The 21,290-nt window shown below is 70.1% G+C and carries 17 protein-coding genes, 3 pseudogenes and 2 riboswitches; of the genes and pseudogenes, 9 read left to right on the top strand and 11 right to left on the bottom strand.

Features of this window, described 5'->3' with window-relative positions; translation table 11 throughout:
- Positions 1-38: 38 nt before the first annotated feature.
- Entirely contained in the window at positions 39-2,306 is a 2,268-nt protein-coding gene (glgX, locus tag QMK30_RS03605; RefSeq protein ID WP_283515661.1) for a glycogen debranching protein GlgX, read from the bottom strand.
- Positions 2,307-2,474: 168 nt separating this feature from the next.
- Here glgX and QMK30_RS03610 point away from each other — a divergent pair, with 168 nt between their 5' ends.
- From QMK30_RS03610 to QMK30_RS03640, 7 genes are all read left to right on the top strand, one after another.
- Entirely contained in the window at positions 2,475-3,674 is a 1,200-nt protein-coding gene (locus tag QMK30_RS03610; protein WP_283515662.1) for a L,D-transpeptidase, read from the top strand.
- A gap of 176 nt (positions 3,675-3,850) precedes the next feature.
- The gene (locus QMK30_RS03615) at positions 3,851-5,098 is read left to right on the top strand and encodes a L,D-transpeptidase (protein WP_283515663.1); all 1,248 of its coding nucleotides are present in this window, start codon (positions 3,851-3,853) and stop codon (positions 5,096-5,098) included.
- 201 nt (positions 5,099-5,299) lie between these two features.
- Positions 5,300-6,067 carry an enoyl-CoA hydratase/isomerase family protein gene (locus tag QMK30_RS03620; RefSeq protein ID WP_283515664.1) on the top strand — a complete coding sequence of 256 codons (768 nt, stop codon included), beginning with the start codon at positions 5,300-5,302 and terminating at the stop codon, positions 6,065-6,067.
- A gap of 248 nt (positions 6,068-6,315) precedes the next feature.
- A complete protein-coding gene (locus QMK30_RS03625; protein WP_283515665.1) occupies positions 6,316-6,831 on the top strand; it encodes an ATP-binding protein in 516 nt (171 codons plus the stop codon).
- 423 nt (positions 6,832-7,254) lie between these two features.
- Positions 7,255-8,058: a polysaccharide deacetylase family protein gene (locus QMK30_RS03630; protein WP_283515666.1), complete on the top strand. Its 804-nt coding sequence runs from the start codon at positions 7,255-7,257 to the stop codon at positions 8,056-8,058.
- Positions 8,055-9,269, top strand: coding sequence for a YVTN family beta-propeller repeat protein (locus QMK30_RS03635; RefSeq protein WP_283515667.1), 1,215 nt, complete (start codon positions 8,055-8,057; stop codon positions 9,267-9,269). Before QMK30_RS03630 ends, QMK30_RS03635 begins: the two co-directional genes overlap by 4 nt.
- A 113-nt stretch (positions 9,270-9,382) precedes the next feature.
- Complete coding sequence (locus QMK30_RS03640) at positions 9,383-9,598, top strand: EF-hand domain-containing protein (protein WP_283515872.1); 216 nt, start codon at positions 9,383-9,385, stop codon at positions 9,596-9,598.
- A gap of 39 nt (positions 9,599-9,637) precedes the next feature.
- On the opposite strand, the gene QMK30_RS03645 is transcribed toward QMK30_RS03640, so the two are convergent.
- Entirely contained in the window at positions 9,638-10,210 is a 573-nt protein-coding gene (locus QMK30_RS03645) for a PadR family transcriptional regulator (protein ID WP_283515668.1), read from the bottom strand.
- 74 nt (positions 10,211-10,284) lie between these two features.
- On the bottom strand, positions 10,285-12,327 hold the full coding sequence (locus QMK30_RS03650) for an oxidoreductase (protein ID WP_283515669.1): 2,043 nt from the start codon (positions 12,325-12,327) through the stop codon (positions 10,285-10,287).
- 134 nt (positions 12,328-12,461) lie between these two features.
- On the opposite strand from QMK30_RS03650, the pseudogene QMK30_RS03655 reads away from it, so the two are divergent.
- Positions 12,462-13,114: pseudogene (locus tag QMK30_RS03655) on the top strand (SulP family inorganic anion transporter); the annotation flags it as partial.
- A 296-nt stretch (positions 13,115-13,410) separates the two neighbouring features.
- On the opposite strand, the gene QMK30_RS03660 reads toward QMK30_RS03655, so the two are convergent.
- From QMK30_RS03660 to gcvT, 8 genes and pseudogenes are all read right to left on the bottom strand, one after another.
- Entirely contained in the window at positions 13,411-13,806 is a 396-nt protein-coding gene (locus QMK30_RS03660) for a DUF8189 domain-containing protein (protein ID WP_283515670.1), read from the bottom strand.
- A 547-nt stretch (positions 13,807-14,353) separates the two neighbouring features.
- Complete coding sequence (locus QMK30_RS03665) at positions 14,354-14,929, bottom strand: TerD family protein (protein WP_283515671.1); 576 nt, start codon at positions 14,927-14,929, stop codon at positions 14,354-14,356.
- 124 nt (positions 14,930-15,053) lie between these two features.
- Positions 15,054-15,344: pseudogene (locus QMK30_RS03670) on the bottom strand (GNAT family N-acetyltransferase); the annotation flags it as partial.
- A 219-nt stretch (positions 15,345-15,563) separates the two neighbouring features.
- Positions 15,564-15,665, bottom strand: a pseudogene (locus tag QMK30_RS38690) (GNAT family N-acetyltransferase); the annotation flags it as partial.
- An 80-nt stretch (positions 15,666-15,745) separates the two neighbouring features.
- On the bottom strand, positions 15,746-17,128 hold the full coding sequence (locus QMK30_RS03680) for an L-serine ammonia-lyase (protein ID WP_283515672.1): 1,383 nt from the start codon (positions 17,126-17,128) through the stop codon (positions 15,746-15,748).
- 145 nt (positions 17,129-17,273) lie between these two features.
- Positions 17,274-18,536, bottom strand: a complete 1,263-nt coding sequence (gene glyA / locus QMK30_RS03685; RefSeq protein WP_283515673.1) for a serine hydroxymethyltransferase — start codon at positions 18,534-18,536, stop codon at positions 17,274-17,276.
- A 40-nt stretch (positions 18,537-18,576) separates the two neighbouring features.
- A complete protein-coding gene (gene gcvH / locus QMK30_RS03690) occupies positions 18,577-18,954 on the bottom strand; it encodes a glycine cleavage system protein GcvH (protein ID WP_283515674.1) in 378 nt (125 codons plus the stop codon).
- Positions 18,955-19,034: 80 nt separating this feature from the next.
- Positions 19,035-20,150, bottom strand: a complete 1,116-nt coding sequence (gene gcvT, locus QMK30_RS03695; RefSeq protein WP_283515675.1) for a glycine cleavage system aminomethyltransferase GcvT — start codon at positions 20,148-20,150, stop codon at positions 19,035-19,037.
- A 36-nt stretch (positions 20,151-20,186) separates the two neighbouring features.
- Positions 20,187-20,300, bottom strand: a riboswitch (glycine riboswitch).
- Positions 20,301-20,410, bottom strand: a riboswitch (glycine riboswitch).
- Between the two features lie 168 nt (positions 20,411-20,578).
- Between gcvT and QMK30_RS03700 the strand changes: the two genes are divergently transcribed.
- Complete coding sequence (locus QMK30_RS03700; protein WP_283515676.1) at positions 20,579-21,259, top strand: AAA family ATPase; 681 nt, start codon at positions 20,579-20,581, stop codon at positions 21,257-21,259.
- Positions 21,260-21,290: the final 31 nt, after the last annotated feature.

The raw sequence follows: 21,290 nt of genomic DNA on the forward strand, positions 1-21,290 counted from the left end.
CGGCGGCGTACGACCGCGGAATCCTGGGCTGACGCCCGTCACGACGACGCGACCCGCAGCAGCAGCACCGACCTGGCGGGCACGGTCACCGAACCGCCCCCCTCGTACACGGTGCCCGGCTCCTCGGTCTGGACCTCCGCCGAGGTGTCGACGACGAGCTCGTACGACCGGGCCCACGGACCGCCCGGCAGCAGGAAGCTCACCGGGCGGTCCGCCGCGTGCAGGATCGCCAGGAAGCTGTCGTCGGTCACCTGCGCCCCCCGCGCGTCACGCCCCGGGATGTCACGCCCCGACAGGAATAGGCCCAGCGTCGAGGCGGGCGCGTACCAGTCCTGCTCGGTCATCTCCGCACCGCGCGGAGTGAACCAGGCCAGGTCCCGCAGCCCGTCCGCGGCCTGCGGGCGGCCCGAGAAGAAGGCGCGGCGGCGCAGCACCGGATGCGCGTGGCGCAGGGCCAGCAGCCGGGACGTCAGCGCGAACAGGCCGCGCCAGCCCGGCTCTTCGAGCAGCGACCAGTCGATCCAGCTGGTCGCGTTGTCCTGGCAGTACGCGTTGTTGTTGCCGCCCTGGGTGCGGCCCATCTCATCGCCCGCCACCAGCATCGGCACCCCCGTGGACAGCAGGAGCGTGGTGAGCATGTTGCGCAGCTGGCGGCGGCGCAGCTCGTTCACCCGTACGTCGTCGCTCTCGCCCTCGGCGCCGCAGTTCCACGCCCGGTTGTCGCCGGTGCCGTCCCGGTTGCTCTCCCCGTTCGCCGCGTTGTGCTTCTGTTCGTAGGACACCAGGTCGCGCAGCGTGAAACCGTCGTGCGCGGTGACGAAGTTGACGGAGGCGTACGGGCGCCGGCCGCTCCACGCGTAGAGGTCGCTGGAGCCCGACAGGCGGTAGCCCAGGTCCCGTACGTCGGGCAGGGCGCCGCGCCAGAAGTCCCGTACGGCGTCGCGGTACTGGTCGTTCCACTCCGTCCACAGCGGTGGGAACGCGCCCACCTGGTAGCCGCCGCTGCCGACGTCCCACGGCTCGGCGATCAGTTTCACCCGGCGCAGCACCGGGTCCTGGGCGATGACCGCGAGGAACGGGGACAGCATGTCGACGTCGTGCATCGAGCGGGCCAGCGCCGCCGCCAGGTCGAAGCGGAAGCCGTCGACGCCCATCTCGGTGACCCAGTATCTGAGCGAGTCGGTGATCAGCCGCAGGACGTGCGGCTGGACCACGTGCAGGGTGTTGCCGCAGCCCGTGTAGTCGGCGTACCGCCGGGCGTCGGACTGCAGGCGGTAGTAGCCGCGGTTGTCGATGCCGCGCAGCGACAGCGTCGGGCCCAGCTCGCCCGCCTCCGCCGTGTGGTTGTAGACCACGTCGAGGATGACCTCGATGCCCGCCGCGTGCAGCGCACGCACCATCCCCTTGAACTCCTCGACCTGTTGTCCTGCCGTCCCGGTCGCCGCGTATCCGGCGTGCGGCGCGAAGTAGCCGATGGAGTTGTAGCCCCAGTAGTTGCGCAGGCCGCGCCGCAGCAGATGGTCCTCGTGCGCGAACTGGTGCACCGGCAGCAGCTCGACGGCCGTCACCCCCAGCCGCACGAGATGCTCGATCGCGGCGGGGTGGGCGAGTCCCGCGTACGTGCCGCGCAGCCGCTCCGGGATCCCCGGGTGCAGCTTGGTGAAGCCGCGCACATGCAGCTCGTAGATGACCGAGTCGGCCCACGGCGTCTTGGGCCGCCGGTCGTCCAGCCACTCGTCGTCGGGGGCGTCCGCGTGCACGACGACGCCCTTGGGGACGTACGGCGCGGAGTCCCGGTCGTCGCGGACCGTGTCGGCGACCTGCTGCTGCGGCCAGTCCCGCACATGCCCGTACACCTCGGCGGGCAGCGTGAAGTCCCCGTCCACGGCCCGCGCGTACGGGTCGAGGAGCAGCTTCGCGTGGTTCCAGCGGGCGCCCGTCCAGGGGTCCCAGCGGCCGTGCACCCGGAATCCGTAGCGCCGGCCCGCCCGGACCCCCGGCACGAAGCCGTGCCAGATCTCGTGGGTCAGCTCGGTCAGCGGGCAGCGCGTCTCGGCGCCGCTCTCGTCGAACAGGCACACTTCGACAGCCTCCGCCCCGCCCGCCCACAGCGCGAAGTTGGTGCCCGCCACTCCGTCGGGACCGACGCGGAAGCGCGCCCCGAGCGGAGTCGGCGCACCGGGCCACACCGGTGGCCGGGCCGCGTCGGGCTCCCGCCGGTGCCCGTTGACCCCGGCCGGTGCGGGCCCACTGCCCCGCACCGCCTCCGGTACTGCGATTGCCTGCTGCTCGGGTGCGCTCGACACCTGTAGTCCTCCCGCGGCTCGGCTGGACGGGCGGATCCTCCCAGGCCGTGCGGCATCCCGGCCGCGGCTTCCTGGTGTGGCTCCCTGCACCTGTTCTGCCCGGAACAGCGGTCGTACTCACGTTTCCCCCGGAGGGGGGCGATCGTTGGGCCGGACGTGAGAGACGCAGTGAGACGCGCACGGACGGCGCTGGCCGCCGTACTGGCAGGGGCAGGACTGATCGCCGGACTGTCCGGCTGCACCGGCGGAGGAGGCCTGGGCTTCGGCGACAAGCCGCGTTCGCCCAGGGACGCGATCAGGATTCTCCCCGACGACGGGGCGAAGGGCATCAAGGCGGACGGCCGTATCGAGGTGAGGGTCCCCGACGGACGGCTGGAGAGAGTCAAGGTGCTGCGGGTCGAGGACGCGGACCCGCAGGAGGTCGAGGGGCGGATCTCGCCGGACGGCCTGAGCTGGCAGCCGGTGGGCGGGCCGCTGCTGCTGGCCGCGAAGTACACGGTCGACGCGGTGGCGGTGGACGGCCGGGGCAGGCGCTCGGCCCGGCACACCTCGTTCACCACGTACGTTCCCGAGCACCGCTTCATCGGCTACTTCAAGCCGGAGAACCGCTCCACCGTGGGCACCGGCATGATTGTCTCCTTCGACTTCAACCGTGAGGTGACCGACCGCGCCGCGGTCGAGCGCGCCATCGAAATCAGCTCGGACCCGCCGGTGGAGGTCACGGGCCACTGGTTCGGCAAGCAGCGGCTGGACTTCCGGCCGCGCGGCTACTGGAAGCCGGGGACCCGCGTGAGCGTCGACCTGAGACTGCGCGACGTACAGGCGTCGCCCGGCGTGTACGGCATCCAGCAGAAGTCCGTCGGCTTCGCCGTCGGCCGCTCCCAGGTCTCCACGGTGGACGCCGAGGCGCACACGATGGTGGTGCGGCGCGGCCAGGACGAGCCGGTGAGCGTCCCGATCAGCGCGGGGGCGCCGAAGAACACGACGTACAACGGGAAGATGGTCGTCACCGAGTTGTACGACGTGACGCGGATGAACGGGCAGACCGTCGGATTCGGCGGCGAGTACGACATCCCGGACGTGCCGCACGCGATGCGGCTGACCACATCCGGGACCTTCCTGCACGGCAACTACTGGGCCGCTTCAAGGACCTTCGGGTCGGCCAACACCAGCCACGGCTGCGTCGGGCTGCGCGATGTTAAGGGCGGCAGCTCGGCCACCCCGGCCGGCTGGTTCTTCGACCGCACGCTCGTCGGGGATGTCATCGAGGTGATCAACTCGCATGACCGGAAGGTCGCTCCCGACAACGGCCTCGGCGGCTGGAACATGGAATGGAACCGTTGGAAGGCTGGTTCCGCCCTTTCCTGACCCCCGCTGACCTGCATGGCTCGCACCCGCCCCGCTGCGCACTTGGGACGGAACGGTGACATGCGCGGGGAGTTCCCGACACGCCCGGTGTGCTTATCTTTTCCAAGGCGCGTGGGAGCTGCGCGCGGGGTGCGGGCCATGGCTGGGGCCAGGCCGTGCGAGGGGAGAACAGAAAAGTGAACAGGCAGCGGATATCGGGGGCATCGGCCGGGGCGCGGCGGGGACATGGGCGTGGGCGCCCGGGTCTGCTCGCCCTGCCGCTGGGGGCGATGCTGCTGCTGGTCACGGCGTGCGGTGGGGGTTCTGACTCCGGCGACGGTGACGGCAAGGACAAGGGCAGCGGGAAGACCGACACGAAGGCTTCCCAGGCGGTGGTGACGGTCGTGCCCAAGGACGGTGCGAAGGACGTCGCCACCAGTGGCGCCCTCAAGATCGGTGCGGACAAGGGCAAGCTGACGTCCGTCACGGTCGAGGACACCAAGGGCAACGAGGTCGACGGCCGGATCACCAGGGGCGGCGCCGGCTGGGAGCCGGAGCGCCACCTCGGCGCCGCGACCAAGTACAAGGTGCACGCGACAGCCAAGGATGCCGAGGGCCGCGAGTCGGCGAAGGACATCACCTTCACCACGCTCGTCCCGAAGAACACCTTCGTCGCGTACTTCACGCCCGAGGACGGTTCGACCGTCGGCGTCGGAATGCCCGTCTCGGTCCGCTTCAGCCGCGGCATCACCGAGCCGGCGGACGTCAGCAAGGCGGTCAAGGTGACCTCCGAGCCCGCAGTGCCGATCGAGGGCCACTGGTTCGGCAACGACCGCCTCGACCTGCGCCCCGAGAAGTACTGGGCCAAGGGCACCAAGGTGACGCTGAAGCTGAACCTCGACGGTGTCGAGGGACGGCCCGGGGTGTACGGCAAGCAGACCAAGACCGTGAAGTTCACCGTCGGCCGCAGCCAGGTCAGCGTCGTGGACGCGAAGGCCTACACGATGACCGTCAAGCGTGACGGCAAGGTACTCAAGACCATCCCGATCACCGCGGGCGCGCCGTCGACGACGACGTACAACGGCCAGATGGTGATCAGCGAGAAGTACAAGGTGACGCGCATGAACGGCGCCACCGTCGGCTTCGGCGGCGAGTACGACATCAAGGACGTGCCGCACGCGATGCGCCTGTCCACGTCGGGCACCTTCATCCACGGCAACTACTGGGCGGGCGCCGGAGTGTTCGGCTCCTCCAACGCGAGCCACGGCTGCGTCGGCCTGCAGGACGTGCGGGGCGGCTACGACAAGAAGCTGCCGGGCGCCTGGCTCTTCGACCAGTCGATCATCGGTGACGTGGTGGTCGTGAAGAACTCCAACGACAAGCAGATCCAGCCGGACAACGGCCTCAACGGCTGGAACATGTCCTGGTCGGAGTGGAAGAAGTAGCAGTGCGCGCAGTACGGACGGGCCCGCCGCACCTCGATCAGGTGCGGCGGGCCCGTTGCCTTGTCGTTAGGGGGCGATGGCGGCGCGGGCTCCCGACGCCCTGCGCCTCCGGCTCCGCCTTGGATGCGAAGCCGCATGACGCCGCTCGCTGATCCACGCTCCATTGCCCCCGAGGTCGTAACCGGCGCTAACCTCGTTCGCATGACTGTGAATCTCGAAGTCTCCGAGGGCGTCGGCACCATCCGTCTGGACCGCCCCCCGATGAACGCGCTGGACGTCGCCACACAGGACCGGCTGCGCGAGCTCGCCGAGGAGGCGACCCGGCGCGACGACGTGCGGGCCGTCGTGCTGTACGGCGGGGAGAAGGTGTTCGCGGCCGGCGCGGACATCAAGGAGATGCGGGCGATGGACCACGCGGCGATGGTCGTACGGTCCCGGGCCCTGCAGGACTCGTTCACCGCTGTGGCCCGCATCCCCAAGCCCGTCGTCGCCGCGGTCACCGGGTACGCACTGGGCGGCGGCTGCGAGCTGGCGCTGTGCGCCGACTTCCGTATCGCCGGTGACAACGCCAAGCTCGGCCAGCCCGAGATCCTGCTGGGCCTGATCCCCGGCGCGGGCGGCACCCAGCGCCTCGCGCGCCTGGTCGGTCCCTCCAGGGCCAAGGACATGATCTTCACCGGGCGCCATGTGCGGGCGGAGGAGGCGCTGGCGATCGGTCTGGTCGACCGGGTGGTGCCCGCCGCCGAGGTGTACGAGCAGGCGCACGCCTGGGCCGCGAAGCTCGCGCTGGGCCCCGCGACGGCGCTGCGCGCCGCGAAGGAGTGCGTCGACGCGGGTCTGGAGACGGACCTGGAGACGGGGCTCACGATCGAACGGAACTGGTTCGCCGGGCTGTTCGCGACCGAGGACCGGGAGCGCGGAATGCGCAGTTTTGTCGACGAGGGGCCGGGTAAGGCGAAGTTCCTCTGACCGGAAGCCAGTTGGGGTGTACTCCTCCTGAGCGGATTAAGCCGGCCTTAAAGCAACCTCAAGACGGCCTTGCGCGGAACCCTCGGTGATCACTTGCGAGCGGGAGGTAATCGCAGGTCATGGGGGTTGTGAAGGGGGGCGTGCTGCCCATGGCATATGCCTACCGATACCCCCGGGCGGGGGTGTTCCGGGGGGTCGAATCCCCCGGAACGGCCCCGGAAGGTCAGCTGGGCGGCCATGATGGTGCCATGGCGGGGCTGGAGGGTATGGAGCAGCCGCGGCCGCGCGGCAGCGCGACCGCCGCGCGGTGGATGCCTGCGGTTGAGGATGAACAGGGTCTGAAAGCACTGGAGTTGTTCGGAAATCCGACGGACGAAGAGGTTCGGCTGCCCTCGTGCCCCGAATCCGCCGCCACTGCCCGGCGGCTGACGCAGTGTGTGGTGCTGCGCCAGTGGGCGCTCTCCCCGCAGACCGCCGAGTACGCGGTGCTGCTCGTCTCGGAGCTCGTCGGCAACGCCGTGCGGCATACCGGCGCTCGCGTCTTCGGGCTGCGGATGCTGCGCCGCAGGGGCTGGATAAGGATCGAGGTGCGCGACCCGTCGCGCGGCCTGCCCTGTCTGATGCCGGTGCGCGAGCTGGACACCAGCGGGCGGGGTCTGTTCCTCGTCGACAAACTGTCCGACCGCTGGGGCGTGGATCTGCTGCCGCGCGGCAAGAACACCTGGTTCGAGATGCGGGTGACGGAGCGCGCCGCCGACAGGTGACGCGGGCGCCGGACGCGTGGTCACGGAAACCCGGACGCGTGGCCACGGAAACCCAGAAGCCCCCTGCGGCCGGCGTGCGGCGCTTCGGGGGCTTCTGGGGAGCAGCCGTGGAACGGGGGGGTGTGATCCACGGCGCCTACGACGACCTGGCCCGGGTCAATGGGGTCGTGGCTCCGACTATGGCAGACGGCGAGCAGGGCGCCAAAAGTATTTACTCGGACAAATCTCCGCATAGCATGATGCTCCGATTGTGAATCGCAGGTGAGTTGGGCCACTTGCCTGCTAAAGAGCGTATAAGTGTGGCGCTTGAGGACGGATTCATTGACCGCGCGAGGGCGTGGGAGGGGTAATGCCTGCGACCCGCAAAGCTCGCGAATTTGGTCAATCATTACCTTCCACCCCGATACCCCCTTAAATGGGCGCGTGACATTGATCTGCCGACGCGACGCACTGCGTGCGGGAGCGGGCGCACTGGGGGCGGCTTTCGCCGGGACACTCGCCACGGGCTGCGGTACGCACGACGGCGCTTCCGAGCCCGCACCGTCCGCCGACACCCCCGCCGCCGCTCCGGCGAAACAGCCCGCCGCCCCGCGCCCCGCCCCTGCTCCCCGCCGCTTCCCCGGCCTGCCCGTCCAGATCACCCACGGCCCGCGCGACCGCCCCCGGGTCGCCCTCACCTTCCACGGCCAGGGCGACCCCGCCACCGCGAAGGCCGTCCTCGCCGAGGCGGAGCGGGCCGGTGCGCGGGTGACCGTCCTGGCGGTCGGCGGCTGGCTCGACGAGCACCCGGCCCTCGCCCGCCGGGTCCTCGACGGCGGCCATGACCTCGGCAACCACACCCAACGCCACCTCACGATCTCCGGCATGGGGGAGCGGGAGGCGTACGCCGAGATCACCGGCTGCGCGGACCGGCTACGCCGGCTCACCGGGTCCATCGGCACCTGGTTCCGGCCCTCCCGCACTCAGTTCGCCACCCCCCTCGTTCAGAGACTGGCGGGCCGGGCCGGATATCCGCACGTTCTGTCCTACGACGTCGACTCCCTCGACTTCACCTCGCCCGGCGCCCCGGCCGTCACCCGCAAGGTCGCCGCGGAGATCCGCAACGGATCCGTGGTGAGCCTGCACTTCGGCTATGCGGACACGGTCGCCGCGCTGCCCGCCCTCCTCGACGAACTCGACCGCCGCGGACTGCGCGCGGTGACCACCACGGAGCTGCTGACCCGATGACGACGATCACCCGCCGCACCCTCCGCCGCACCCGACGTACGACCGCGCTGCTCGCCGGCGTCCTCATCGCCGCCCTCGCGGGCTGCGCCGACCCCGACGCCAAGGGCCCGACCGAAGCACTCGGCACCAAGGGCGCCGTGCCGCCGGCCAAGCTGAAGAAGGCCGCGCCCGCCGTCCCGGCCGGGCTGCCCGGCATGCCGCCGGTGCTCGACCCGAACGATGTGTACGCCGCGGACCGCCCCAACAAGCTGTCCCCCGTCGTCAAGGGCTTCCCTTCGCGGGTGTACGTCCCCAACACCAACTCCAACACGGTGTCGGTGATCGACCCCAAGACGTACAAGGTCACCGAGACCATCCCGGTCGGCGTCCAGCCGCAGCACGTCGTGCCGTCCTGGGACCTCAAGACGCTGTGGGTCAACAACAACCGCGGCCATACGCTCACCCCCATCGACCCGGCCACCGGCGTCGCGGGCAAGCCGGTCGAGGTGCACGACCCGTACAACCTCTACTTCACGCCCAACGGCAAGCACGCGATCGTCATGGCGTCGATGGACCGCGAGCTGGTCTTCCGCGACCCGCACACGATGAACCGCGTCAAGACCGTTCCGGTCCCCTGCGCGGGCGTCAACCACGCCGACTTCTCCGCGGACGGCCGGTACTTCATCGTCTCCTGCGAGTTCTCCGGGGAGCTCCTCAAGGTCGACACCGAGAAGATGAAGGTCATCGGCCAGCAGAAGCTGCCCTTCCAGGGGGCCATGCCGCAGGATGTGAAGATCTCGCCCGACGGCAAGACCTTCTATGTCGCGGACATGATGGCGCACGGCATGTGGGTGCTCAATGGCGAGAAGTTCCCCACGCCGAAGCTGCTGCCCACGGGCAAGGGCGCCCACGGGCTCTACATCAGCCGTGATTCGAAGGAGATGTACGTCCCCAACCGTGGCGAGGGCTCCATCTCGGTCTTCGACTTCGCGAAGGACAAGCTGACGAAGAAGTGGCACCTGCCGGACGGGGGCAGCCCCGACATGGGCGGGGTGTCGGCGGACGGCAAGGTCCTCTGGCTCTCCGGGCGTTACGACTCGGAGGTGTACGCGATCGACACCACGACGGGCCGTCAGCTCGCCCGCATCCCCGTCGGCGGCGGCCCGCACGGCCTGGCGGTCTACCCGCAGCCGGGCCGCTACTCGCTGGGGCACACGGGCATTTTCCGCTGAGGTGGGGGGCGGGGTGGGGGGCGCCCCCCACCCCGCCCCCCGCACCGGTACCAGCCCTCCGCCCGGCCCGATAATCTGTGCGGGTAATGACGGCACGTGAAGGGGCGGATCCAGTGGTGGACATCGAGTTGGCGCGCAAGACGTTCTCGCGGTACGACGTCAACGGGGACGGGCTGATCTCGGCGGTGGAGTACAAGAGCGTGATGGCGCAGCTCGGTGACCCCTACGTCACCGAGACCGTCGCGCAGGCCGTGATCAACGCCCATGACAGCGACGGCGACGGCAAGCTCACCTTCGACGAGTTCTGGGCCTCCAGGAACAAGGGCTGACACCCGCGCCCGACTGCCTGGTGCGTACGGGCCCGGACCTCACTTCGCGGTGGGTTCCGGGCCCGTACCCGTTTCCCCGGCCATGTCCCGCAGCTCCCGGTGCGCGTCTTCGAGCCAGCCCACCCAGAACCGCTCCAGGTCGATGCCGCCGCGCAGCACCAGATGCCGGACGCGGTCGCCGGGGCTGGCCCGCTCCGGGCCGAAGTCGTGTGCCTCGATCGCGCGGTATTCCGCCAACTGCGCGCGGTGCAGGGCGAGATGACGCCCCACCTCGGCATCGAGGCCCTGTGCGCCCACCACCCCGGCCGCGCGCAGCCGCAGCAGGAGGGCGTCCCGTATGGGCTTGGGGTCCTCGATCCTGCCCACCCAGGCGGCCAGTTCGGCGCGGCCTGCGGGCAGGACCTCGTACTCCTTCTTCTGGCCCTGAGACGGCTGCTGCCGGCGCAGTTCCCTGATCGCGCCGGACTGCTCCAGCTTGCCCAGCTCGCGGTAGATCTGCTGATGCGTCGCGGACCAGAAATAGCCGATGGACTTGTCGAACCTGCGGGTCAGCTCGATCCCCGAAGACGGCTTTTCGAGCAGGGCCGTGAGGATCGCGTGCGGGAGGGACATGCCCGCATCCTAGGTACGGCCGGGCGCGGCCGGGGACGCACGGGTGCGGATGCGGGGGCAGGCGGGGGGGCGGGTCACAGCGTGGCCGCGAGTTCCGTCCCCTGCCGGATGGCGCGCTTGGCGTCCAGCTCGGCGGCGACATCCGCGCCCCCGATGAGGTGCACCGGGTGGCCCGCCGCCAGCAGCGCGTCGTACAGCTCACGGCGCGGCTCCTGGCCGGTGCACAGCACGACCGTGTCGACGGGGATCAGCCGCTGCTCGCCGTCGACCGTGACATGCAGGCCCGCGTCGTCGATGCGGTCGTACGTCGCGCCCGCCACCATCGTGACGCCGCGGTGCTTGAGCTCGGTGCGGTGGATCCAGCCCGTCGTCTTGCCGAGGCCCGCGCCCACCTTGGTGGCCTTGCGCTGAAGGAGGTGCACGGTGCGGGTCTGCGCCGGGCGGGCGGGGGCCTGGAGGCCGCCGGGGGAGCGGTAGTCGGTGTCGACGCCCCACTGGCGGAAGAATTCCTCCGGGCTCAGGCTCGGCGCGGCGTCGGTGTCCGTGCTGGTGTCGGTGAGGAACTCGGCGACGTCGAAGCCGATGCCGCCGGCCCCGATGACCGCGACGCGCTCCCCGGCCTTCGCGTCCTCGCGCAGCAGGTCGAGGTAGCTGACCACGCTGGGGTGGTCGATGCCGGGGATGGTCGGGGTCCTGGGGGTGACGCCGGTGGCGAGGACGATCTCGTCGAAGCCGGCCGCGGCGATCGAATCGGCGGTGGCGCGGGTGCCCAGCCGCAGCTGGACGCCGTGCGCGTCGAGCTGGTGGCGGAAGTAACGCAGCGTCTCGTTGAACTCCTCCTTGCCGGGGACCTTGCGCGCCACATTGAGCTGGCCGCCGATCACGTCCGCCGCGTCGAAGAGCGTCACCTCGTGCCCGCGCTCGGCCGCCGAGACGGCGCAGGCCAGGCCCGCGGGTCCGGCCCCGACGATGCCGACGCGCTTGGCGCGGCGGGTGGGGGAGAGGACCAGCTCGGTCTCGTGGCAGGCGCGCGGGTTGACCAGGCAGGACGTGATCTTCCCGCTGAAGGTGTGGTCCAGGCAGGCTTGGTTGCAGCCGATGCAGGTGTTGATGGCGTCGGCGCGCCCGGCGCTCGCCTTGGCGACGAAGTCGGGGTCGGCGAGGAAGGGCCGGGCGAGCGAGACCAGGTCCGCATGGCCCTCGGCGAGCAACTGCTCTGCCTTCTCCGGGGTGTTGATGCGGTTGGTCGTCACCAGAGGGATGTCGACCGAGCCCATGACCCGCTTGGTCACCCAGGCGTAGGCGCCGCGCGGCACGGAGGTCGCGATCGTGGGGATGCGGGCCTCGTGCCAGCCGATGCCGGTGTTGATGATGGTCGCGCCGGCCGCCTCGATCTGCTGGGCGAGCGTGATCACTTCCGCCAGCGTGGAGCCGCCGGGAACCAGGTCGAGCATGGAGAGGCGGTAGATCAGGATGAAGTCCCGGCCCACCCGCTCGCGCACCCGGCGGACGATTTCGAGGGGGAAGCGGATGCGGTTCTCGTACGAGCCGCCCCACCGGTCGTCGCGGTGGTTGGTGTGGGCGGCGATGAACTCATTGATCAGGTATCCCTCGGAGCCCATGATCTCGACGCCGTCGTACCCGGCCGACTTGGCGAGCGCGGCCGTCCGTACGAAGTCCTCGATCGTCTCCTCGATCTCGGCATCGGTCAGGGCGTGCGGCACGAAGGGGCTGATCGGTGCCTGGAGCGCGCTCGGGGCGACCAGCTCGGGGTGGTGCGCGTACCGGCCGAAGTGCAGGATCTGCATCGCGATCCGGCTGCCCTCGCGGTGTACGGCGTCGGTCACCTGCCGGTGCTGCGCCGCCTCGGCCTCGGTGGTCAGCTTGGCGCCGCCGGGGTAGGGGCGGCCCCGGTCGTTGGGCGCGATGCCGCCGGTGACCATGAGGCCCACGCCGCCGCGGGCGCGGGTCGCGTAGAACTCGGCCATCCGCTCGAAGCCGCGCTCGGCCTCTTCGAGCCCGACGTGCATCGAGCCCATCAGCACGCGGTTGGGCAGCGTGGTGAAGCCGAGGTCGAGGGGGCTCAGCAGGTTCGGGTATTCAGTCGTCGGACTCATGAGGCCATGTGTAGTCCACCCGGCGCACCTTGTGCAACAAGTTGCATAAGGTGATCGGTGTTAGTTCGGCGACACTCGCGCCGTGCGCTCACGCCCTCGTCCCAGGTGGCGGCCCGCCGGCCAGCATGTACGTGCCATCCACGCCCGGCGGCCTCGTAGGCTTTCCCCGTGCCGGTGCGTACCGGCTTCCCCGCGCACGACAGGTCGTCGTCCTCCCCGTGATCACGGTGGCCGTGGGCGTCGCCGTACCGACGGTGGGCGACCGGGGGGCGCTGCCGACGGCGCTGCCCGGTGTGCCGTTCACCTGGGAGACGCTGAAGATCATCGCTCCGTACGCGCTGGCCATGGCGCTGGTCGGCCTGATGGAGTCGCCGCTGACGGCGAAGCTGGTCGACGACATCACCGACACCCACTCCAGCAAGACCCCGAATCCGTCGGCCAGGGCATCGCCGATATCGTCACCGGCTTCCTCGGCGGGATGGGCGGCTGCGAGGTGATCGGCCGGACGATGATCAACGTCAAGACGTCGGACGCCCGCACCCGCCTGTCGACGTTCCTCGCGGGCGTCTTCCTGATGGTCCTGTGCGTGGTCTTCGGCCCTGTCGTCTCCGACATTCCGATGGCCGCCCTGGTCGCGGTGATGGTCGTGGTCTCGGCCGCCGCCTTCGACTGGCACTCCATCGCGCCCGCGACCCTGCGGCGGATGCCGGTCGGTGAGACGACGGTCATGGTGGTCACCGTCGCGTGCGTGGTGGTGACCCACAACCTCGCCGTCGGGGTCGTCGTGTACTGACCCGTGAGGTTGGGGACGCGGCCGGCGGGTCGTTGGCCCTTGAGTGCGGTGTGTCCGATGGGTCACGGAACCCTGCGCCTTGAGCCTCTCGACCCGCTGAACCGCGGGCCGAGAGAGCAGCGCCGGCTTACGACCTCGGGGGCGATGGCGCGCGGGCTCCCGGCTTCCTGCGACTCCGCCTCCGGCGTTGTCGTCGGTCGACGACGCTCCGCGTCGCCTCCCTCCTCTGCCTTGGACGCGAAGCCGCAGGACGCCGCTCGCTGATCCACGCTCCCTTGCCCCCGAGGTCGTTACGGGGTGGCGCCGAGGTGATCCCAGTTGGTCCAGTTCCCGTTCCGGTCGTGGCCTCGGTACCAGCGCGCTCCGTCGTTGCCTACGACGTGGATGATGAAGTCGTAGGCGGGCAGGTCGTATTGGATAAAGACTTTGCTTTGCGCCAGTCCGCCCATGGATATCCATGGGCCCCAACTCCCGGACGAGTTGGGCCAGCGCGTCCACACCGCCCGGTCCAGGCCGATGATGAATTCCTGCCGCCTGCCATCGCTCAGCTTCGCGGTGGTGACCCCGTACTCGCAAATGTAGATGCCACCGCCGCGCTTGCACTCACTCGCATGGGCCGGTGCGGCCATGACGCCCACACTGGCAAGGACTGCGGCCGCGACCAACGCGGATTTGATCTTGTTCATGGGCACGATTGTGCGGCGCTTCGCTCACGCGGCACTGACGTTTGGCTGACGTCCCAGAACAAGGGCTTCCCGCTGAGCGAGCCAACCCTCCAGCGAGGGAACGACATGACCCATCAGGTACGCCCTAAGGGCTGTCCCGTAATCCCTGGTGGATCAGCGCACGGCGTCAGATGCGGTGCATCGCAAGGCGGAGGGACGTTCGCATACTGGACGTATTCGGGCGTTCCGACAACGCGGCGAGGTGCCGTAGCTGTCGTCGTGCGCCTGCCAGGGATTGCGGGACAGCCCTTAGGTGGCGGCACGCACGGCGGCGAAGCGGTCGTCGCACTGGCCGTGGACGGTTGGCGCGGGCTGAGTCGTGGATCCCCTCCGGACGGCACTCGACTGCCAGGACCGTACCGACTGGTCGGACCGGCGGGAAGAGGGCGGAGGGAGCCGGTGGCGGGAGAGGCCGGGAACGGGGAATGCCCGCGTCGAGGAAATCGGCGCGGGCATTCACTCGAAGCCGCACAACTCGCGGCTTCTCTTCACTTCGCGATGCCTCAGGTCAGATGTTGACGCCGAAGTCCGTCGCGATGCCGCGCAGGCCCGAGGCGTAGCCCTGGCCGACGGCGCGGAACTTCCACTCCGCACCATTGCGGTAGAGCTCGCCGAAGACCATGGCGGTCTCCGTCGACGCGTCCTCGGAGAGGTCGTAGCGGGCGAGCTCGTTGTTGTCCGCCTGGTTGATCACGCGAATGAACGCGTTGCGAACCTGGCCGAAGCTCTGGCCGCGGCTCTCACCCTCGTGGATGGAGACGGGGAAGACGATCTTGTCGACCTCGGCGGGAACCGTCGAGAGGCCCACCTTGATCTGCTCGTCGTCGCCCTCGCCCTCACCGGTGGTGTTGTCACCGGTGTGCTCCACAGAGCCGTCGGGGCTCTTGAGGTTGTTGAAGAAGACGAAGTGCTGGTCCGAGACGACCTTGCCGCTGGCGTCCACCAGCAGGGCGCTGGCATCGAGGTCGAAGTCGGTCCCGGTCGTGCTGCGTACGTCCCAGCCCAGGCCCACCGTGACGGCGGTCAGGCCGGGGGCCTCCTTCGAGAGCGAGACGTTGCCGCCCTTGGAGAGACTGACACCCATGAAGATCCCTGCTCAATCCGGCGCGGGCCACGCCCCTTGACGATCTCTTTGCCCAACCCGCCAACGGATGCGGAGCCCGGTCAGTTCCCGAAAGTCCCGCGTAGTCCTCCGAATGGCCGCGAAGTCATTCCGGGGCGATTCTGAGGACCATCTCCGGCCGGTCCCACATCACCGCGGGCGGCCGTGCGAGCACCGTCCCGGTCCGCTCGGCGCCCACCCCGAGGTAGAAGCCCTCGGCGGGCGGATGCGCGACGACACGCACTTCATCGACCCCGGCGGCGCGTGCCTCGCCCCGCAGATGCGCGACCAGCAGCCGGCCGACGCCGCGCCCCTGAGCGGCGTCGGAGACGAACATCAGGTCGAGCTCGGGCGGGTCGATCAGGTCGAGCACGAGAGCGTAGAACCCGAGCACCTGCTCCGAGGCTCCACCGGCTCCACCGGCTCCACCGAACCTACTGGTCCCACCGGCCTTTCCACGCCCACCGGACGCATCGGCTCCACCGGGCCCACCGGGCCCACCGGTCTCCCCGCGCTCACCGGCCCCCTGGGATGAACCGGCCCCCTGGGATGAACCGGCCCCCTGGGACGAACCGGCATCCTGCGACGAACCGGCATCCTGCGACGAACCGGCCACGACGGCCACGAAGACCCGGTGGGCCTCGATGTAGTCGGGCCCCACCCGGTATCCGGCGATCATCGGCGCGTACAGGCCCTCGTAGGCGCGGGAGGCGCGCACGATCCGGGTGAGCCGCTTCGCGTCCCGCGCGACGGCCCGCCGGACCCGTACGGCCGGGGGGACGGCCCCGGGGCGCCGGTTCAGCACTCGATGACGTTGACCGCGAGACCGCCGCGCGCGGTCTCCTTGTACTTGACCTTCATGTCGGCGCCCGTCTCCTTCATGGTCTTGATGACCTTGTCCAGGGACACCTTGTGCTGGCCGTCGCCGCGCATCGCCATCCTGGCCGCCGTGACCGCCTTGACCGCCGCCATGCCGTTGCGCTCGATGCATGGGATCTGCACGAGACCGCCGACCGGGTCGCACGTCAGACCGAGGTTGTGCTCCATGCCGATCTCGGCCGCGTTCTCGACCTGCTCGGGGGTGCCGCCGAGCACCTCGGCCAGGGCGCCCGCCGCCATCGAGCAGGCGGAGCCGACCTCGCCCTGGCAGCCGACCTCGGCGCCGGAGATGGAGGCGTTCTCCTTGAACAGCATGCCGATCGCGCCGGCGGAGAGCATGAAGCGGACGATGCCCTCCTCGTCGGCGCCGGGCACAAAGTTCATGTAGTAGTGCAGGACGGCCGGAATGATGCCGGCGGCGCCGTTGGTGGGAGCGGTGACGACCCGGCCGCCCGCCGCGTTCTCCTCGTTGACCGCCATCGCGTAGAGCGTGATCCACTCCATGGCGTGGGCCAGCGGGTCGCCCTCGGCGCGCAGCTGGCGGGCCGAGTTGGCGGCGCGGCGGCGGACCTTGAGGCCGCCGGGGAGAATGCCCTCGCGGGACATGCCGCTCGAGACGCAGGCCTGCATGACGCGCCAGATCTCCAGGAGACCCTCGCGGATCTCGGTCTCGGTGCGCCAGGACAGCTCGTTCGCCAGCATCAGCGCGGAAATCGAAAGACCCGTCTCGCGCGAGAGGCGCAGCAGCTCGTCGCCCGTACGGAACGGGTACTTGAGCGCCGTGTCGTCGGGGACGATGCGGTCCTCGCCCACCGCGTCCTCGTCGACGACGAAGCCGCCGCCCACCGAGTAGTAGGTCTTCTCCAGGAGGGGGCCGCCCGCGGTGTCGTACGCGAAGAGGGTCATGCCGTTGGCGTGGTACGGCAGGGAGCGGCGCCGGTGCAGGATCAGCTGGGCCGACTCGTTGAAGTCGATCTCGTGGTCCGTGCCGATCTCCGTGAACAGCAGCCGCAGCCGGCCGGTCTTCCGGATCCGCTCGACATCCGCGTCGGCGCTCTCCACATCGACGGACTTGGGCGAGTGGCCCTCAAGACCGAGCAGCACGGCCTTGGGCGTGCCGTGCCCGTGGCCGGTCGCGCCGAGCGATCCGAAGAGCTCGCACCGTACGGATGTGGTCTGGGCGAGCAGGCCGTCCTTCTTCAGCCGGCCCACGAACATCCGGGCGGCGCGCATGGGGCCGACGGTGTGGGAGCTGGACGGGCCTATGCCGATCGAGAACAGGTCGAAGACCGAGAGGGCCACGGTAGAACTCCTAGCTGGTTGGTAGACGCCGTTGTCTGCCGGGTGGTGCGGGTGGGGGGCACGAGACGGGGCACCGCTCCCACTGTCCAGTGTGCGCGGTGCCCCGATGTTCAGTTGTGGTGCTACTGGGCTGTTTGGTACGTCACTACTTCAGACCAGGGTAGAGCGGGTGCTTGGCCGCGAGCGCGGTGACCCGGGAGGCCAGCCCGTCGCGGTCGTACGTCGGCTTCAGCGCGGCGGCGATGATGTCCGCCACCTCGGTGAAGTCCTCGGTGGTGAAGCCGCGGGTGGCCAGCGCCGGAGTGCCGATCCGCAGGCCCGAGGTGACCATCGGGGGCCGCGGGTCGTTCGGGACGGCGTTGCGGTTGACCGTGATGCCGACCTCGTGGAGGCGGTCCTCGGCCTCCTGGCCGTTCAGCTCGGAGTTGCGCAGGTCGACGAGGACCAGGTGGACGTCCGTGCCGCCGGACAGCACGGAGACGCCGTGCTCGGTGACGTCGGACTGCACCAGGCGCTCGGCCAGGATGCGGGCGCCGTCCAGGGTGCGCTGCTGGCGCTCCTTGAAGTCCTCGGTGGCCGCGATCTTGAAGGAGACGGCCTTGGCCGCGATGACGTGCTCCAGGGGGCCGCCCTGCTGTCCCGGGAAGACCGCCGAGTTGATCTTCTTGGCGAGCTCCTGTGTGGACAGGATCACGCCACCGCGAGGACCGCCGAGGGTCTTGTGCGTGGTGGTGGTGGTGACGTGGGCGTGCGGCACCGGGTTGGGGTGCAGGCCCGCGGCGACCAGACCGGCGAAGTGCGCCATGTCGACCATCAGGTACGCGCCGACCTCGTCCGCGATGCGGCGGAAGGCGGCGAAGTCCAGCTGGCGCGGGTACGCGGACCAGCCGGCCACGATGAGCTTGGGCTGGGATTCCTTGGCGAGGCGCTGGACCTCGTCCATGTCGACCTCGCCGGTGGCGTCGTCGACGTGGTACGCGACCACGTTGTAGAGCTTGCCGGAGAAGTTGATCTTCATGCCGTGGGTCAGGTGCCCGCCGTGGGCGAGGTTCAGACCCATGATCGTGTCGCCGGGCTTGAGCAGCGCGAACATCGCGGCGGCGTTGGCCTGGGCGCCCGAGTGCGGCTGCACGTTCGCGTGCTCGGCGCCGAAGAGCGCCTTGACGCGGTCGATCGCGATCTGCTCGATCACATCGACGTGCTCGCAGCCGCCGTAGTAGCGGCGGCCGGGGTAGCCCTCGGCGTACTTGTTGGTGAGGACGGAGCCCTGGGCCTCCATGACGGCCACCGGAGCGAAGTTCTCCGAGGCGATCATTTCGAGGGTGGACTGCTGGCGGAGCAGCTCGGCGTCGACGGCGGCGGCGACGTCCGGGTCGAGCTCATGCAGGGGAGTGTCGAGAACAGTCATCACGGTCCCGTTCGAGTCATCGGGGCTTCGGGCTTCGGTCTTAGTTGCCGGAGAGGGCGGTGTACTCGTCGGCGGAGAGCAGGTCGTCCGGCTCCTGCGTGACGCGCACCTTGAACAGCCAGCCGCCCTCGAACGGGGCGGAGTTCACCAGCGACGGGTCGTCGACGACGTCCTGGTTGAACTCGGTGACCTCACCGGTCACCGGCGCGTACAGGTCGCTGACCGACTTGGTCGACTCCAGCTCACCGCAGGTCTCACCCGCGGTCACCGTGTCGCCGACCTCGGGGAGCTGGGCATAGACGACGTCACCGAGCGCGTTGGCCGCGAACTCGGTGATGCCGATCGTCGCGACGCCGTCCTCGGCGGTCGCGAGCCACTCGTGCTCCTTGCTGTACCGCAGCTGCTGGGGGTTGCTCATGACCTGGATTCTCCTGTACGCGGGGGAGTGCTGAGGAACGGTGGTCTTGCCGGGTGAGACGCGCGTCTCGGACCGGCGGTCTACTTCTGGCGCTTGTAGAACGGCAGCGCGACGACCTCGTAGGGCTCGTGCGCGCCGCGGATGTCGACACCCACCCCGGGCGTGCCGGGCGCCGCATGCGCCGGGTTGACGTACGCGATGGCGATCGGCCTGCCCAGTGTCGGGGACGGGGCGCCCGATGTGACCTCACCGACGACCTTGCCGCCCGCGACGACCTGGTACCCGGCGCGCGGCACCCGGCGGCCCTCGGCGATCAGGCCGACCAGCTTGCGCGGCGGCGCGGTCTCGGCCCGCTCGGCGGCGGCCTCAAGAGCGGCGCGGCCGACGAAGTCGCCCTCCTTCTCGAACTTCACGACCCGGCCGAGGCCCGCGTCGAACGGAGTCAGCGCGGTGGTCAGCTCGTGCCCGTACAGCGGCATCCCCGCTTCCAGGCGCAGCGTGTCACGGCAGGACAGACCGCAGGGGACGAGACCGACGGGGGCGCCGGCCTCGGTCAGCGCCAGCCACAGCTTCTCGGCGTGCCGCGGGTCGACGAACAGCTCGAAGCCGTCCTCGCCGGTGTAGCCGGTGCGCGCGATGAGCGCCGGGACGCCCGCGACGGTGCCGGGCAGGCCCGCGTAGTACTTCAGCCCGTCCAGATCGGCGTCGGTCAGGGACTTCAGGATGCCGGGGGACTCGGGGCCCTGGACGGCGATCAGCGCGTACGCGTCACGGTCGTCGCGTACGTCGGCCTCGAAGCCGGCGGCGCGGGCGGTCAGGGCGTCGAGCACCACCTGGGCGTTGCCCGCGTTGGCGACGACCATGTACTCGGTGTCGGCCAGCCGGTAGACGATCAGGTCGTCCAGGATCCCGCCGTCCTCCTGGCAGATCATGGTGTAGCGGGCGCGGCCGAGGCCGACCGTGCCGATGTTGCCGACCAGCGCGTGGTTCAGCAGGGCGGCGGCCTGCGGCCCGGTGACGGTGATCTCGCCCATGTGGGAGAGGTCGAAGAGGCCGGCGTGCGTGCGTACGGCGAGGTGCTCGTCGCGCTCACTGCCGTAGCGCAGCGGCATGTCCCAGCCCGCGAAGTCGGTCATGGTCGCGCCCAGCGAGCGATGCAGTGCATCGAGGGCGGTGAGACGGGGGACATTGCTCATGTGTGGGGCTCCCAGGGCATGACAGGCGAGGACACATCCTCCCCATCTGTCATCGGAACCTGAGAGGTTCACCACGACCGCACGTAAGTGTGGTCATGACTTGCACCTTGGGTGGAGCCGCCACGAAGGCGGCTCGCTTTTCAGATCTGCCTCGCCCGCGCGGTTCGGGGCCTGAGAGATTCAAGGGAGGAACTTGCTCCTTCGGCGTCCTGGGCGGCACCAGACGAACTGGGCGCTCCGGACTCTCCCGCGCGGATTCAAGCGGCCGTTATGGAGTTGGCGGGCACATCATTGCACGCATCGCGGGGAAGCGGGTCGGGCGGGCCGAAGCGGACGTCGACCGGCCGCATCCGCAAATGGCTTGTGGCCCATTACCTTTTCTTTACACTTCTTGGGCAAGGGTGGGGGACCCGACATGGGGGAGTGCGATGACGTTGCAGCAGCCCGGTGCGTATTACGCGACGAGCGCGGGGGTCGCGCGCGGCGTGGTGCCCGCACAGCAGGCCGCACCGGCCGGGGAGACGGCCCGTCGGCCCGTGTTCACCGTTCGTGATCTGCGCGAGCGCGCCGGCCACAGCCCAGGGAGCCTGGTCTTCGCGGCAGGGGACGTGGTGGTCGTCTCCGGGCTGCCCGGCAGTGGCAAGAGCACACTGATCCGGCGCGCGGCGGCTGCCCGCCGCATCGACTCGCAGGATGTGCGCGAGCGGTGGGAGCGCCGGATGCCGCGCTTCTTGCCGTACGCGCTCTACCGCCCCCTCGTCCGCGTCGCGCACTACGCCGGGCTGCGGCGCGCCCTGCGCTCCGGCGAGAGCGTCGTCGTGCACGACTGCGGCACGCTCGCGTGGGTGCGGGGCTGGCTGTCGCGCGACGCCCGGCGCAGAGGCGCGGCGCTGCACCTGCTGCTGCTCGACGTCACGCCCGAGGTGGCGCGGGCCGGGCAGCAGGAGCGCGGCCGCGGTGTCTCGGGGTACGCCTTCGCGCGCCACCGTCGGGCGGTGGCGCGGCTCGTGCGCGACGCGGAGGACGGCGCACTGCCTGCCGGGTGCGCCTCGGCCGTACTGCTCGACCGGGCGGCTGCGACCGCGCTGCGGACCATCGACTTCGAGTAGCTGCCCGCTTCGTGCGTCCGGACCCGGACAG

It is taken from the genome of Streptomyces sp. H27-C3 (assembly GCF_030063415.1).
In the GTDB taxonomy this organism is placed as follows: domain Bacteria; phylum Actinomycetota; class Actinomycetes; order Streptomycetales; family Streptomycetaceae; genus Streptomyces.

Excerpts from the sequence above, each read along its gene's own strand:
- QMK30_RS03635 (WP_283515667.1), top strand. The coding sequence starts at position 8,055 with ATGACGACGATCACCCGCCGCACCCTCCGCCGCACCCGACGTACGACC.
- QMK30_RS03625 (WP_283515665.1), top strand. The coding sequence starts at position 6,316 with ATGGCGGGGCTGGAGGGTATGGAGCAGCCGCGGCCGCGCGGCAGCGCG.
- QMK30_RS03660 (WP_283515670.1), bottom strand. The coding sequence starts at position 13,806 with ATGAACAAGATCAAATCCGCGTTGGTCGCGGCCGCAGTCCTTGCCAGT.
- QMK30_RS03645 (WP_283515668.1), bottom strand. The coding sequence starts at position 10,210 with ATGTCCCTCCCGCACGCGATCCTCACGGCCCTGCTCGAAAAGCCGTCT.
- gcvT (WP_283515675.1), bottom strand. The coding sequence starts at position 20,150 with ATGAGCAATGTCCCCCGTCTCACCGCCCTCGATGCACTGCATCGCTCG.
- glyA (WP_283515673.1), bottom strand. The coding sequence starts at position 18,536 with ATGACTGTTCTCGACACTCCCCTGCATGAGCTCGACCCGGACGTCGCC.
- QMK30_RS03665 (WP_283515671.1), bottom strand. The coding sequence starts at position 14,929 with ATGGGTGTCAGTCTCTCCAAGGGCGGCAACGTCTCGCTCTCGAAGGAG.
- QMK30_RS03620 (WP_283515664.1), top strand. The coding sequence starts at position 5,300 with ATGACTGTGAATCTCGAAGTCTCCGAGGGCGTCGGCACCATCCGTCTG.
- QMK30_RS03650 (WP_283515669.1), bottom strand. The coding sequence starts at position 12,327 with ATGAGTCCGACGACTGAATACCCGAACCTGCTGAGCCCCCTCGACCTC.
- gcvH (WP_283515674.1), bottom strand. The coding sequence starts at position 18,954 with ATGAGCAACCCCCAGCAGCTGCGGTACAGCAAGGAGCACGAGTGGCTC.
- QMK30_RS03700 (WP_283515676.1), top strand. The coding sequence starts at position 20,579 with ATGACGTTGCAGCAGCCCGGTGCGTATTACGCGACGAGCGCGGGGGTC.